At 68.1% G+C, this 14,151-nt stretch carries 13 protein-coding genes; 11 read left to right on the top strand and 2 right to left on the bottom strand.

Annotation, left to right across the window (positions count from 1 at the left end; genetic code table 11):
* The 9 genes from TF1_RS00375 to dctP form a co-directional block, all read left to right on the top strand.
* Positions 1 to 693: cytochrome P450 (locus TF1_RS00375; protein ID WP_156482478.1), on the top strand; the 693-nt coding region annotated here is incomplete at its 5' end.
* A gap of 5 nt (positions 694 to 698) precedes the next feature.
* The gene (locus TF1_RS00370) at positions 699 to 914 is read left to right on the top strand and encodes a ferredoxin (protein ID WP_011291910.1); all 216 of its coding nucleotides are present in this window, start codon (positions 699 to 701) and stop codon (positions 912 to 914) included.
* A complete protein-coding gene (locus TF1_RS00365) occupies positions 907 to 2,136 on the top strand; it encodes a CaiB/BaiF CoA transferase family protein (protein ID WP_011291911.1) in 1,230 nt (409 codons plus the stop codon). The genes TF1_RS00370 and TF1_RS00365 overlap by 8 nt, the downstream gene beginning before the upstream one ends.
* Positions 2,133 to 3,353, top strand: a complete 1,221-nt coding sequence (locus TF1_RS00360) for a CaiB/BaiF CoA transferase family protein (protein ID WP_011291912.1) — start codon at positions 2,133 to 2,135, stop codon at positions 3,351 to 3,353. Before TF1_RS00365 ends, TF1_RS00360 begins: the two co-directional genes overlap by 4 nt.
* The gene (locus tag TF1_RS00355) at positions 3,350 to 3,946 is read left to right on the top strand and encodes an FAS1-like dehydratase domain-containing protein (protein WP_011291913.1); all 597 of its coding nucleotides are present in this window, start codon (positions 3,350 to 3,352) and stop codon (positions 3,944 to 3,946) included. The genes TF1_RS00360 and TF1_RS00355 overlap by 4 nt, the downstream gene beginning before the upstream one ends.
* Entirely contained in the window at positions 3,939 to 4,397 is a 459-nt protein-coding gene (locus TF1_RS00350; protein ID WP_011291914.1) for a MaoC family dehydratase, read from the top strand. Before TF1_RS00355 ends, TF1_RS00350 begins: the two co-directional genes overlap by 8 nt.
* Positions 4,394 to 5,563, top strand: coding sequence for a thiolase family protein (locus TF1_RS00345; RefSeq protein ID WP_011291915.1), 1,170 nt, complete (start codon positions 4,394 to 4,396; stop codon positions 5,561 to 5,563). The genes TF1_RS00350 and TF1_RS00345 overlap by 4 nt, the downstream gene beginning before the upstream one ends.
* Before the next feature lie 17 nt (positions 5,564 to 5,580).
* On the top strand, positions 5,581 to 5,985 hold the full coding sequence (locus TF1_RS00340) for a Zn-ribbon domain-containing OB-fold protein (RefSeq protein ID WP_011291916.1): 405 nt from the start codon (positions 5,581 to 5,583) through the stop codon (positions 5,983 to 5,985).
* Positions 5,986 to 6,040: 55 nt separating this feature from the next.
* Positions 6,041 to 7,336: a TRAP transporter substrate-binding protein DctP gene (dctP, locus tag TF1_RS00335; protein ID WP_011291917.1), complete on the top strand. Its 1,296-nt coding sequence runs from the start codon at positions 6,041 to 6,043 to the stop codon at positions 7,334 to 7,336.
* Positions 7,337 to 7,435: 99 nt separating this feature from the next.
* Here dctP and TF1_RS00330 read toward each other — a convergent pair whose 3' ends face one another.
* Positions 7,436 to 8,353, bottom strand: a complete 918-nt coding sequence (locus TF1_RS00330; RefSeq protein ID WP_011291918.1) for an alpha/beta hydrolase — start codon at positions 8,351 to 8,353, stop codon at positions 7,436 to 7,438.
* Between the two features lie 130 nt (positions 8,354 to 8,483).
* Between TF1_RS00330 and TF1_RS00325 the strand changes: the two genes are divergently transcribed.
* Together TF1_RS00325 and TF1_RS00320 are read left to right on the top strand one after the other, a co-directional pair.
* Positions 8,484 to 10,454 (top strand): oxidoreductase, encoded by a 1,971-nt coding sequence (locus tag TF1_RS00325; protein ID WP_011291919.1) that lies wholly within the window; start codon positions 8,484 to 8,486, stop codon positions 10,452 to 10,454.
* A gap of 8 nt (positions 10,455 to 10,462) precedes the next feature.
* Positions 10,463 to 11,545 (top strand): NAD(P)-dependent alcohol dehydrogenase, encoded by a 1,083-nt coding sequence (locus TF1_RS00320; RefSeq protein WP_011291920.1) that lies wholly within the window; start codon positions 10,463 to 10,465, stop codon positions 11,543 to 11,545.
* Between the two features lie 424 nt (positions 11,546 to 11,969).
* Here TF1_RS00320 and TF1_RS00315 read toward each other — a convergent pair whose 3' ends face one another.
* A complete protein-coding gene (locus TF1_RS00315) occupies positions 11,970 to 13,598 on the bottom strand; it encodes a flavin-containing monooxygenase (protein ID WP_011291921.1) in 1,629 nt (542 codons plus the stop codon).
* Positions 13,599 to 14,151 lie beyond the last annotated feature (553 nt).

The raw sequence follows: 14,151 nt of genomic DNA, 5'->3' as shown, positions 1-14,151 counted from the left end.
GCCGGGTTCTTTGGGGAAGACCCGGCCAAAGTCGCGGAAGCCAGGAAGAACATCATCGACTACTTCACCGAGACCATCCGGGAACGCCGCGCCAACCCGCGCGACCCCAAGGAAGACATGGTCACCCGGCTCCTGGAAGCCCGCATCGACGGCACCCCCATCCCCGAAGAGGACATCCTCACCATCTGCTTGACGTTGATGCTCGCCGGGCTGGACACCACCCGCAGCGCCCTCGGCTACATCTACGCCCACCTGGCCCGCAACGACGCCGACCGGCAGGCCATCATCGACAACCCCGACCTGGTCCCCCGGGCCGTCGAAGAGTTCCTCCGCATGTACCCGCTGGTCTTCCAAGTCGGACGGGAAGTCCAGGAACCCACCGAGTTCCACGGCCTCGACCTGCAACCCGGCGACGTGGTGTGGCTGGGGATCGCCCAAGCCAACCGTGACCCGCGCAAGTTCCCCGAACCCGACCGGTTCAACCCCGACCGCAAAGGCGTCAACCAGCACATCGCGTTCGGTGCCGGGCCGCACCGCTGCCTCGGCATGCACTTGGCCCGTCTCGAACTCGCGATCGTGCTGCGCGAATGGCACCAGCGCATCCCGCACTACCGCATCAGAGAAGGCGTGACGCTGACCGAACGCGGCGGACAGTTGACCCTGCCCACCCTGCCCCTCGAATGGGAGGCCTAAGACCGATGCGTATCTCCATCGACTCGGCCCGGTGCATGGGCCACGGCCGCTGCTACGCGGTCGCCCCCGACCTGCTCAGCGACGACGAACAAGGCTTCGTCGCGCAAAGCGGGCAGACCTTCGACGTTCCCGACCACTTGCACGGCCAGGCCCGGGAGGCCGCCGACGCCTGCCCCGAATCGGCGATCTCGCTAGGGGAAAGCACGACTGCCGATGCTTGAACACCTCCGCGTTCTGGACCTGACCGACGAGCGAGGGCTGCTCTGCGGCCGCCTGCTCGCCGACCTGGGAGCGGACGTGGTCCAACTGGAACCCCTCACCGGGTCCTCGGCGCGGTCAGCCCCGCCGACCGCACACGGCGGGGCCGGCCCGTCGATGTTCTGGGAGACGTTCGCCGCCAACAAACGCGGCATCGCACTCGACTTGGACAGCGACGAGGGGGTCGCCACCGCCCGGGAACTCGCGGGACGCGCCGACATCATGATTACTTCCCTGCCGGAGGCCTGGCTGCGGGAACGCGGCCTGGACCCTGATGCGCTGCGCGCCGCCCACCCGCACCTGATCACCACGGTGATCAGCGCCTTCGGGTGGACCGGACCCAAATCCGGCTATGCCGACTGCGACCTCGTGGTCTGGGCGGCGGGCGGCCCGCTGGACCCGCACCGCGACGAAGAGCGCCCACCCTTGCGGATCAGCGTCCCCCAGGCGTTCCTGCACGCCTCCGCGGACGCTGCGGCAGGCTCCCTGATCGCGCTGCACGCCCGCGCCACCACCGGCCGCGGCCAGCTTGTCGACGTCTCCGCCCAAGCCAGCCTAGGCACCGCCACCCTCGCCCGGGTGCTCTCCCACGACGTGGGGGACCCCCAGCCGGAATGGCACCGCCAGCCCACCGCGGGCAAAGACCAGAGCGGCAGCGGCGCAGCCACCCCCAACCGGCTCAAAAAATGGCGGTGCGCGGACGGCATGGTGGAACTCCACCTGTCGATGGGACCCGCCTCAGGCGAGTTCACCAACCGGCTGTTCGCCTGGCTGCACTCCGAGAACGCGGTCAGCGACCGGATCGCCGCCTGGGACTGGACCACCCTGCCCCAGCGCATCGCCGACGGCGAGATCACCGAAGCGGACCTGGCTGAGGCACGCGCCGCAGTAGCGGACTTCCTCGCCACCCTCACGAAACGCCAAGTGCTGGACGCAGCCATGAAACACCGGCTGCTGTGCATGGCGATCTTCGACGTCGCCGACATCGCCGCCAGCCCGCACCTGGACGAACGCGGCTACTGGGCGCAGGTGGACATCGACGGGGTCCCCGTCCGCATCCCCGGCACGCTCGCCCACGTCAGCGGCGACGCCCAACCCCGGGTGCGGCGACGCGCCCCACGGCTAGGCGAACACACCGCGGAAGTCCTCGCCGACTGGTTGACCGCGCAGGAGGTGAGCGTATGACCCGCGCCCTGGACGGCTTGAACGTCCTCGACCTGTCCTGGGTTGTGGCCGGACCCCTGATCGGGCGTGCTCTCGCCGACTTCGGTGCCCGCGTAGTCCGCGTGGAATCCAGCCGCCGGATCGAAACCGCCCGCCTCATGCAGCCCTTCCACGGCGGCAAACCCGGCGTGGAGAACTCCGCCCTCTACGGCAACTGCAACGCCGGGAAACTCGGGCTGACCGTCAACCTGAAAACCGAGGCGGGCCGCGGAGTCGTCCGCGACCTGGCCCGCTGGGCCGACGTGGTCATCGAATCCTTCTCCCCCGGGCAGATGGCCAAGTGGGGACTGGACTATGCCGCGCTCTCCCGCGACAACCCGTCCCTCATCATGCTCAGCACTTCGATCGCGGGCCAGACCGGGCCGTGGTCGGCGCTGGCCGGCTACGGCAACGTCGGTGCCTCGCTCAGCGGATTCCAGCACCTGGTCGGCTGGGAAGACCGGCTGCCCCTGGGCCCCTTCGGCCCCTACACCGACTACCTCGGCCCCCGGCTGGCGTTGGTCGTCCTCCTCGCCGCGCTCGAAGACCGCCGCCGCACTGGGCGGGGACGCTACATCGACGTGGCCCAAGTGGAAGCCGGCGTCTTCTTCCTGTCCCCCCAAGTCGCCCACTACGGGTTCGACGGCACAGTGGCGCAGCGCCGCGGCAACCGCGACGACGTGTTCGCCCCCCACGGCGTCTACCCATGCCAGGCCGAGGACGGCAAAGAACGCTTCGTAGCGATCGCGGCACGCAACAACGCAGAGTGGCGGCGGCTCGCTGAAACCATGGGCCGCAGCGACCTGGCTGACCGCGCTGATCTGCGCACCGCAGAGCAGCGGCGCGCCCGCGCCGACTTCCTCGACGAGCAGATCGCACAGTGGACGAAGACAAGACGCGCCGCCGACGTCGAACAGTGCCTGCAAGCGGTCGGTGTGCCCGCGCACCGGTCTGCTTCCAGTGCTGACTTCGCCGCCGACCCGCAGCTCGCGCACCGCGGCCACCTGGTGCGGCTCCCGCACCCGATCCACGGCCAGACCACCGTGGAAGGGCCGCGCTACCTGCTTTCGGACACCCCCGGCGAGGTCACCCGGCCCGCGCCGACGCTGGGCCAAGACAACGAGTACGTGCTGCGCGACATCCTCGGCTACTCCGAGGAGCGGATCGCGCAACTGACCGAGGACGGAGTGTTGGTATGAGCGGCGGCATGCAGACCGAGGACTGGAAAGCCGAATGGCAGCCCGTCGTCGACGCCGTGGGCCGCGACTTTTCCGACGGGGAGACAGTTTTCGGGGCTGACCCGGTCGAGCGCGGGGCGATCCGCCGCTACCTCGAACCGCTCGAGTTCGACTGCGCGCTCCACACGGACCCCGCCGTGGCCCGCGCCGCCGGGTTCGCTGACGTCACCATGCCCTACACGGGTGTGCTCACCTGGACGATCCCGCCGCTGTGGCAGCCAGGCGAAGTGCTGTTCGACAGCGACGACCGCAATGCGCAACCGGTGCGCAGCCCCATCAACAACCAGGACATGCCCCTGGGGCCGAAAACCACCGGTTTCTTCGGCACCGACATCGACATCGACTTCATCCGTCCGGTGGTGGCCGGGGAACGCATCGGCCGCCGCGGCCGCCGCCTGGTGTCGTGCGTGCCCAAGGAGACGTCAGTGGGCCGTGGCGCCTTCCTCACCTGGGAGAGCGACGTGGTGACCGAAACCGGTGAGGTCGTCGCACGGATCCGGATCGGCACCTACGCCTACGTGCCCAAGAACAAGACCGAGGCCAGTGATGACTAACCCCCTGATGCACCAGCGGTACTTCGAAGACGTCACCGTCGGCGAAGAACTGCCCAGTGTCGCCTACCCCTTGACCGTCTACCGGATGGTGATGGCGGCCGGAGCAACCCGCGACTTCAACTCCATCCACCACAACACCGAATACGCGCAGAGCACCGGCGCCAAGGAAATGTACGCCAACACGTCGTTCCTCCTCGGCACGTGGGAGCGGTGCGTCCGGGACTGGATCGGACCCGCCGGGACGATCCGCAGCATCCGCGGTTTCCGGATGCGGGCGTTCAACTACGTCGGCGACACCGTGCGTGTCTCTGCCACGGTCACCGGCACCCGCGTCGAGGACGAGGTGGGCGTGGTCGAGCTCACGATCCGAAGCGAGAACTCGTCCGGGGTCAGCGTCGGACCGGGAACCGTGGAGGTCACGCTGCCGCGTCGTGGAGAGGAGCAGGAGTGAACATCACCCCCACCGCTATCGCCGGGCTCGGCATGACCCAACTCGGCAAGGTCTACGGCCGCACCCCCGCCGAGTTCGCTGTGGAAGCCGTTACCCGGGCCGCCGCGGACGCGGGACTCGCCCTGGCCGACATTGACGGGCTCCTGGTCAACCCGGGGGTCAACAACGACACGGACCTGCGCCTGCAGTCCACCCTGCAGTTGCGGGACCTGCGGCTGCTGACCACGATCCAAGGCTTCGGCTCCTCGGCGATCCAAATGGTCCAATACGCCTCCATGGCGATTTCTGCCGGCATGGCGAACGTGGTCGCCTGCGTCTACGCCGATGCGCCGCTGAAAGAAGGCCGGGGCAGCGGGGCCGCCTACGCGGGCGGCAACCGCCCGCTGACCGGGGTGGAAGCACTGCCCGCTGCTGCCGGGTTGAAATCGGCCCCGGCCCGGTACGCGATCGCGGCCCGCCGCCACATGGAGACCTACGGCACCACCAGTGAACAACTGGGGGCGGTCGCGGTCGCCGCTCGCGCCTGGGCAGCAATGAACCCGCTGGCGCAGATGCGGGAGCCGATCACTATTGACGACCACCAGAATTCGCGGATGATCGCTGACCCGCTGCGGCTGCTCGACTGCTGTCTGGTCAGCAACGGTGCGATCGCCATCATCGTCACCAGCGCGGAACGCGCCGCCGACTTGGCCCAGCCGCCGGTCCACATCTGGGGCTGGGGCCAGGCTCACCCCGGCTACACCAGCTACCGCGACAGCAACTTCGGCCTGGTCAGCGGGGCCGCACAGTCGGGGCCCGCCGCACTGCGGATGGCTGGCGTCACCGTCGACGAGATCGACATCCGCGAAATCTACGACTGCTTCACCTACACCACGCTGCTCACCTTGGAGGACTACGGGTTCTGCGCCAAAGGCGAAGGCGGAGAGTTCGTGGCCAGCGGTGCCCTGGCCCCCGGGGGCAGCCATCCCACGAACACCGGCGGCGGAGAACTGTCCTCCTACTACATGTGGGGCATGACCCCGCTGTCGGAGGCGGTCATCCAAGCGCGCGGCCAGGGCGGGCAGCGACAGGTAGCCAAAAACGACCTGATCATGGTGAGCGGCAACGGGGGAGTCCTCGACTTTCACGCCACGCTCATCGTCAGCCCGCACGCCAAGACCCGATGAGCGAGGAAGGAGCCGCGATGACCGTCACCCCCGTCGTCCGAGACGACTACTCTGCCCCGTTCTTCGACGGTGCTGCACGGGGCGAACTGATGCTGCGCTACTCACCGAGCCGTGGAACCTGGTCGCCTCCCGAGGCCCGCCTGTGCGTGACCACGCACGCCGCGGACCTGGAGTGGCGGGCCGCTTCCGGTGAGGGAACGCTGGTGAGCTGGACCGTCATCCCCGGCCGCTCCCGCGACGGCACGCCCGTGCCCGACACGATCGTGGGCATCGTGGAGACCGCTGAAGGACCGTGGCTGACGCTGCGCATTGTCAACGCCGACGAGGTGCCCCCGGCCGTCGACCGGCCGGTGCGCGTGGAGTTCGTGCACCCCGACAACAGTGAGGCCGTCCCGGTGGCGCGGCTCGTCGCATCCCCCTGATCCTCCTGCGACCAGCAGGACCGTGGTGAAACTTCAACGGGAGGGGAGAGAACCAGTGGCTAACCCGCACACAAGCAGCCTGCAGCCGCTGAAAACAGCGGCGGTGCTGTCTACCGTGATGCTGATCGCTGCCGGCTGTGCCGAAGACCGGGGCAGCGGGGGGAGCGGTGGCGGCGGCCCGTCGGTTGACTACGGGGCGTCCAAAGAGGAGTACGCTGCCGCCCTAGCGGACATGGAACCAGTGACGCTGACCCTGCAGAGCACCGCGCCGAAGGGGGCGGCCACCGGGCGTCGGTTCGAAGAATACGCGGCGGCCGTGGAGGAGTGGTCCGACGGCAAGATCACGTTCGAGATTGTCTTCTCCAACGCGATCGCCCCCGCTAACGAGGTCGACGACGCGCTTGCGGACGGGCGGCTCGACATCGGCTCAGTGATGCCGTCCCTGGAGCCCGCCGAGTTTCCCGCCAACAACGTCATGTGGGATGTGAGCTTCGTCGGCCGCCAGACCCCGGTCGACGGGCTGCTGCAGTGGCACGGCGCGATCCTGGAGACCGCGGCCCAGGAGGACGCCCTCTACGAAGAGTTCGAAGCGCGGGGGATGAAACTGCTGCTGCCCGCGTTCCACTCGGGGGCGATCGCCTACTCCTGTACGAGTGAGCGCGCCGATTTGGACTCGTTGAAGGGCGCCACCATCGCTTCGCAGAGCCGAGTGCAGAACGGCCAGGTCGAGGCACTGGGCATGCAGCCGTCGACGGTCAACTACGCCGAGATGTTCGAAAGCTTGGAGCGGGGCGTGGTCGACTGTGCGCTGGGCACGTTCACCGTGGCCGCGCTCAACGGCTACATCCCCTCGGCCCCCTACTTCGTGGTGGACCCGGAGGTCGGTTTCGGCAACGCGGGCGGGTCGATCGCGATCAGTCTCGCCACGTGGGAGTCCTTGCCGCTGGCAGCCCAGCAGTTGCTGTACGACCGGCTCGATGTGCTGCTGCAAGCGAACTACGAGTCCACTTGGGACAACATTGCTGACAGCCTGACGCAGGTCGAGGAGAACGACGGCGCGGTGCTGCCGCTGGCGAAGGACGCGCGGGAGGCGCTGGCCGCCTACAACGAGCAGGCTTTGGCCGAGGCAGCGAACAACAGTGCGCTTCCCGACAGCGAGGCGTTCGTCACCGCCCTCGAGCAGGCGCTGGAGGAGTGGACGGCCAAGGTGGAGCAGACCGCTCCCGGGCTTGACGTCGGCTACGACGAGTTCCTGGAGTGGCACGCCGCAGGCTACCCCGACTTGCAGAGCTACTTCGACCAGTTGTGGAGTGATGCGATGCAGCAACGCCGCCCCGGCAGTGAGGCCTGACCTTCCGTGCGCGGATCGGTTCTCCGCCCTGTCCTGGTCCTAACGGGGAGGAGAACCGCGGTGGGGCACTGCGACCGCAGTGCCCCACCGGAGGGTTGGTTAGTGGTCTTCGGTGAGGAGCTGCAAGGCGTCAATCAGGTCGTCGACGGCGGCGCGTGCCGCGGGCACCACCCCGGTCAGGCGGAAGAAGCCGTGGGTGAGCGACGGGTATTCGGCGAGGCTGGCTTTCACCCCGGCTGCGCGGAGCCGCTCGGCATAGGCCACCCCTTCGTCCCGCAGAGGGTCGTGTCCGGCCACGACGATGTGGGCGGGCGGCAGGCCAGCCAGTTCGGCGCGGAGCGGGGACGCGAGCGGCAGATCGCGGCGTTCGGGGTCAGGCAGGTAGTGGTCCCAGAACCACCGCATCTCCGCGACGCCGATGGGGAAGGCGGTGGCGTGGGTCTGGTAGGAGGCGCGGGTGAAGTCGTGGTCGGTCACCGGATAAAGGAGCACTTGGAAGTCGAGGCGGGGCCCGTGTTCGTCGCGGGCACGCAGGGTGCAGGCCGCGGCGAGGTTGCCGCCCGCACTGTCCCCGCCCACTCCCAGCGGGCCGTTCGCGGCGATGGTGGCGGCAACATGCTGCACCGCGGCGTAGGCGTCGTTCACGGGCGTGGGGAAGGGGTGTTCGGGGGCGAGCCGGTAGTCGACGCTCACCACGGTCCAGGCGAGCCGGTCGGCGAGGAAGCGGCACAGTTCGTCGCTGTAGTCGAGGTCGCCGGTGACCCAGCCGCCGCCGTGCAGGTAGACGAAGGTGGCTCGCGGTGCGGCGTGGGGGGTGTAGACGCGCGCGCCGATCTGTCCGTCGGCGACGGGGAGGCGGATGTCGCGTACCGACCGCAGGTCGGGGCCGTTGGCGCAAGAGCTGTTGCCTGCGGCGACTCGGGCGCGCGCCTGTTCAGGGGTGAGGGAGGTGAGGGGAGGGGCCGCGGCCGCGGCTGCGGCCACGGCAGCGATTGCGGGATCCACTGGGGTGGTCATTGAGCCTCCGCTAGCGGGGGTTTCGGTAGCACCAAGCCACCACTTTTTTCTCAATTTCATAATAATAGTAATTATGAATTTTATCACAAATCTGCCTGTGGATGGCTGACGTCACGCGGAAAGGCGCCCTATGAAACCACGGGAAACGACACAGTTCACCCACCTCTTCACCCCCATCCGCGTAGGCCGCATGGACCTGCCCAACCGGATCATGGCCACGCCCCACGCCACCCCCATCGGCAACCTGTGGAGCCCCGACGAAGCGGAAGCCGACCGCAACATCGCCTACTGGGCAGCTCGGGCCCGCGCCGGCCTGGCATGGGTCGGAGGAATCAGCGCCGCCCTCGAAAACCACCTGGTCCCCGGATTCGAACCCACCGGTGTGGGCGCAGCCGCCCGCGGAGTGTTCCGCCTGCCGTACTTCCACGACCGCATCCGCAAACTCACCGACACCCTGCACGAGGCCGGGGCCTACGTCACCGCGCAGCTCATCATGCAAGGCGGCATGCCGCACGGCCCCTCGCCCACGGTCACCGCATACGTCGCCAACCAGGTCTCCCACGCCCTCGACCGCGACGAAATCGCCTGGTTCATCAACGAATACGCTGAATCAGCCCGCCGCGGCAAAGCAGCCGGACTCGACGGCGTCGAACTCCACGCCAACCACGACGACCTGCTGGAATGGTTCCTCTCCCCAGCCTCCAACCACCGCGACGACGAATACGGCGGCGACCTGGCCGGGCGGATGCGCTTCCTCCTGGAGATCATCGACGCCATCCGCGCTGAAGTCGGCCCCGACTTCACCCTCGGCGTCCGCATGAACCTCTACGAGGCCCTCGACGGCGGATACGACGCAGCCGAAGGCGTCGACATCGCCAAAGCCCTCGAAGCCACCGGAAAAATCGACTACCTGTCCGTCGTCGTCGGCGATAACTGGGGCGCGCCCAGCTACATCCAACCCCACTACTACCAGCCCGCCCAATGGGCAGACCTAGCCGCCCAAGTGACCCGAGCCGTCTCCCTGCCCGTCATCTACACCGGACGGGTCACCGACCCGCACACAGCCGAAAAAGTCATCGCCCAAGGACAAGCCGACCTCGTCGGCATGGCCCGCGCTATCATCACCGACCCGGAAATCATCACGAAAACAGCACAGGGCCGCGTCCACGAAATCCGCCCGTGCATCGGCTGCAACGAATGCATCCACCGCCGCCTCGTCGACAAGCTCCCCTTCGCCTGCGCCATCAATCCGTATGCTTCCCGGGAACTCGACGGCCCCCTACCCCCGGCCCGCACTCCCCGGCGCGTCCTCGTAGTCGGCGGCGGCCCCGCCGGCATGGAACTCGCCGGGCTGCTCGCCGAACGCGGACACGAGGTCACCCTGTGGGAACGGGAAGAACAGCTTGGCGGCCAGATGCGCATCGCCGCCCGCGCCGCCGAGAACGCCGCCTACCACGACTTCGTGACCTGGCAGGAAGGACGGCTCCGCCGCGCCGGCGTCACCGTCGAACTTGGCCGAACCGCCACCGTCGACAACGTCCTATCCTTCGACGCCGACGTGGTCGCCGTCGCCACCGGAGCCGTCCCACGGCGGCTCCCTATCCCCGGGGCGGACGCCCCCTTCGTCGTCGACGGCCACGCCGTCCTCGCCGGGACGGCACAGATCGGCGAACGCGTCCTGCTCACCGCCGCAGAAGACCACATGCAGCCGCTGACCATCGCCGGTTACCTCGCTGACCACGGCCACCACGTGCACCTCGTCTACCAGACCCCCGGTCCCGCACCCCTCGTCGGCAAGTACACCATCGGCGCCCCGCTCGCCAAGCTCACCGCCGCGGGCGCGGCATTCACCTTCATGCAGCGCGTCGTACAGATCGAGGAAGGGCGGGTGGCCACCCGCAACATCTACTCCGACATCCCCGGGGAGATCACCGGCTTCGACAGTGTGGTCGTAGCCGCCGGAGGCGTGCCCGACGACAGCCTCTACCACGAACTCAAACGGCACGGCAAGGCCAACGTGCACCTCCTCGGCGACGCCTACGCTCCCCGCCGCATCACGTTCGCCACCCAGCAGGCCTACGCCCTTGCCGCACTCGTGTAGGAGAACCCGTGAGAGCGGTCCGCTACGACGGCACAGGTCTCTACCTGAGCGACATCCCCGCCCCCGTGGCCGGCCCCGGACAGGTCGTCCTCGAAGTCACCGCCGCCGGCCTGTGCCACTCCGACCTGGCGGTCATGAGCCGACCGCCCGAAGCCCTGCCCTACAAGCTGCCGATCACCCTGGGACATGAAGCGGTCGGCGTGGTCGTCGACGTCGGCGCGGGCATCTCCGGCCTGGCCGAAGGCGACACGGTCGCGGTGTACGGTCCGCACGGCTGCGGCGCTTGCCGCACCTGCCGGAGCGGGGCAGAAAACCACTGTCCACACGCCCGGGCGGCAGGCATCCTGCCGCCCGGGCTGGGCGCGGACGGCGCACTTGCCGACTACCTTCTTGTCCCCCATTCCCGCCACCTGGTCCCCCTGCGCGGTCTCGACCCGGTCCGCGCTGCCCCGCTCACCGACGCGGGGCTCACCTCCTACCACGCGGTCCGGTCCGCGCTGCCCCGGCTGCCGCCCGACGGCACCGCCCTCCTCATCGGTATCGGCGGGCTCGGACACCTCGCGGTCCAGATCCTGCGTGCCCTCAGCAGCGCGCAGATCATCGCGGTAGACATGGCCGCCGACAAGCGGGAACTGGCGCTCCGCTGCGGGGCGGACACGGCCCTGCCCTCCACGGACACGGTCCCCGACCAGGTGCGGGACCTCACCGAAGGGGTAGGCGCTGACGTGGTCTTCGACTTCGTCGCCAGTGACGCCACCCTGCGCATGGCTGCACGCAGTCTCCGCCCCGGCGGGGAGATCAGCATCGTGGGGGTGGGGGAGGGGCGGCTGCCCGTGGCCGTAAACCTGGTGCCTCTCGGAGCGGTCGTCCGCACCCCCTACTGGGGCACCCAGTCCGACCTTGTCGACGTGCTCGCGCTCGCCCGCGAGGGACGGATCACCGTGGAGGTTGAAGAGTACGCGCTGGAGGAGACGCCCCTGGCGTACGAACGGCTGGCACGCGGCAACGTCCGGGGCCGCGCCGTGGTGAATCCCGCGCGCGCTCCGGGAAACGCCCCCGGGCAGGCATGCGCGGAAGAACAGCGGGGGTGACGAGGCAGACCGGCACCGGCCTGCAGTGCCCGGTCACCCCTGCCAGGGAGGAACAGTGTGCTCGCTAGAGACAGGCGCCGCCTCCTGCCGTGCTGCCTGGCAGGAGGCGGCGCCCACCACCGCAGACGCACACGGGCCGGCGCGTGCTCCCCAGGACGGCAGCCCGCGGGCCCGGGGAAGGACGCGCCAGCCTGCGCGGAGCGCGGGGACAGGGATCCCGCGCCCGGACAGTCCAGGGCGCACCTTGGGCGCGCCCCGGGGGAGAGAGCCGTATCGAACCGGCAGTCTGTCCAGCCCTGATACCGGTGGAGGACTCCACCTGTCAGAGGGAGGGCTGCGGAGCAGGAGGCTGAAAGGCGTTTCGACCGCGGCCCTGCCCGCTGTCGGGACCGTTCCGCAGCCGGACGGACCCGACAGCCGAGTGCTAGGTGAGGACGAAACCTTCGTAGCCCTTGGCAGCCACCTCGTCGCAGATCTGCCGGTAGCGGTGGAAGCCGCCGACGTAGAGCATGAACACCCGGGGTTTACCGGGGACGTTGGCGCCCGTGTACCACGAGGCGGTCATGGGGTAGAGGGTTTCGTCGGCGATCTCGTTGACGTGCTCCACCCACTCGTCTTCTTTCTCCAGGACTGCCTCGGATCGGGTGAGGCCGTTCTTGAACATGTAGGCGATGTGGTCGGTCACCCATTCCACGTGCTGTTCGATAGAGACCAGCATGTTGCTGAGCGCAGACGGGCTGCCCGGGCCTGCGATGAAGAACAGGTTGGGGAACCCGGCGGTGGACAGTCCCAGGTAGGTGCGTGGCCCTGCGGCCCACTTCTCCTTCAAAGCGACGTTGCCCACACCGCGGATGTCGATCTTGAACAGCGCCCCGGTCAGCGCGTCGAACCCGGTCGCCAGCACCAGGGAGTCGAGTTCGTACTCCCGTTCCGAGGTGCGCACCCCGCGCGGCGTGATCGTCTCGATCGGCGCAGACAACGTGTCGACCAGGTGCACGTTGTCCCGGTTGAACATTTCGTAGTAGTCGATTTCCAGGATGAGGCGCTTGGTGCCGAACGGGTAGCCCTTGGGGACCAGGCGTTCCGCCACCTCCGGGTCGCGCACGGTGTTGCGGATCTTGTTGCGGATGAATTCAGCGACCCGTTCGTTGGCGTCCCGGTCGCGCAGGATGTCGCGGTAGGCGGCCAGAATGTCGGGGCCGCCCTCCTGCCAGTAGCGTTCCAGGGTTTCCACCAGCTCTTCGTCGCTGACTTCCAGCGCGGACTTCGGCCCCTGGTAGCGGTGGGTTCCTCCGGGAGTGTTGCGGGACTCTTCCCGGAATTCGGCGTAGCGCTTCTTCAGGTCGGCGAGGAACTCCGGGTCGAGCGGCGCGTTGCGGGCGGGGACGGCAAAGTGGGGGGTGCGCTGGAACACGAACAGTTCCGCAGCCTGTTTCGCGATCTGTGGGCTCACCTGGATTCCGGACGACCCGGTGCCGATCACGCCTACCCGCTGCCCGGAGAAGTCCACGGGCTCGTGCGGCCAGTTCCCGGTGTGGTAGAGGTTGCCGGCGAAGTCTTTGAGCCCTGGGAAGTTGGGGAGCTGCGGGACGGAGAGCTGGCCGCTGGCCATGATGAGGTAGCGGGCGCGGATCCGGTCGCCGTGGTTGGTGTCGACCGTCCACGTGTTGGTGGCCTCGTCGAAGGCTGCCGCGGTCACCGTGGTGTGGAAGGTGATTCCGCTCCGCAGGTCGAATTTGTCGGCGACGAAGTTGATGTAGCGCAGGATCTCGGGCTGGGAAGCGTACCGCTCAGTCCAGTTCCACTCTTGGAGGACCTCCTCGGAGAACGAGTAGCAGTACTCGATGCTCTCGATGTCGCACCGCGCCCCCGGGTAGCGGTTCCAGTACCACACACCGCCCACGTCGCCAGCGGTTTCGATGACGTGCACGCTACGCCCGAGTTCCCGCAGACGGTAGAGGGCGTACAGGCCGGAGAAGCCGGCTCCCACGACCAGGACGTCCACTTCCTCTGGTGGTTGTCGGCGAGAGTCGACAGTCGTCTGCCCGGCCATAGTTCTCCTTTAACGTTTTGCGGAACATTAATCGGTGCGCATGAATGTTAACAATATTACTGTTGGCAGAAAAGGAGGTTTTGGCCTTGACTTAGAGGTTTTCCTGGTGTAGATAAGACCGGTTTCTGTGAGGCCTGATTGCGGGTGCTGAACCGGCAGTGTTGTGACAGGAATGCGTTTCGTAGCGGATTTCCGCGAGGCGGACGGGCGGACCGCTGTTGCGAGTGCGGAGTAGGGGAGTACGGGGATTTGCGGAGGGGTGGCGGACCGGTCGAAGCGGCGCTTCCGTATCGTGGGTCGATGGCTGCGGCCCTCGCGGGGCGGTACCGCCGTTGAGCTCCGAGTTAAGTAAGGTTAGACTTACCTTCGCTTGTGTGCATTGTCGCTTTTGTCGGGATTGGCGGTGGGGGACACGAGTCCCCACCCGCACAACCCCCGTCAACCCGACACCATGCCCCTCTCCTAACACAGCAGAGAAAGAAACCAGCATGCACTCGACGCTCCGCACCCTGCCCGCACGCCTCATGAGCGCGGGCATCGCCGCCGCTGTGAT

The organism is Thermobifida fusca NBRC 14071 = JCM 3263 (assembly GCF_001592045.1).
GTDB classification, from domain to species: domain Bacteria; phylum Actinomycetota; class Actinomycetes; order Streptosporangiales; family Streptosporangiaceae; genus Thermobifida; species Thermobifida fusca.
Note: the sequence above shows the minus strand (reverse complement) of the source record. Positions and strands in the feature narration are given on the sequence as shown.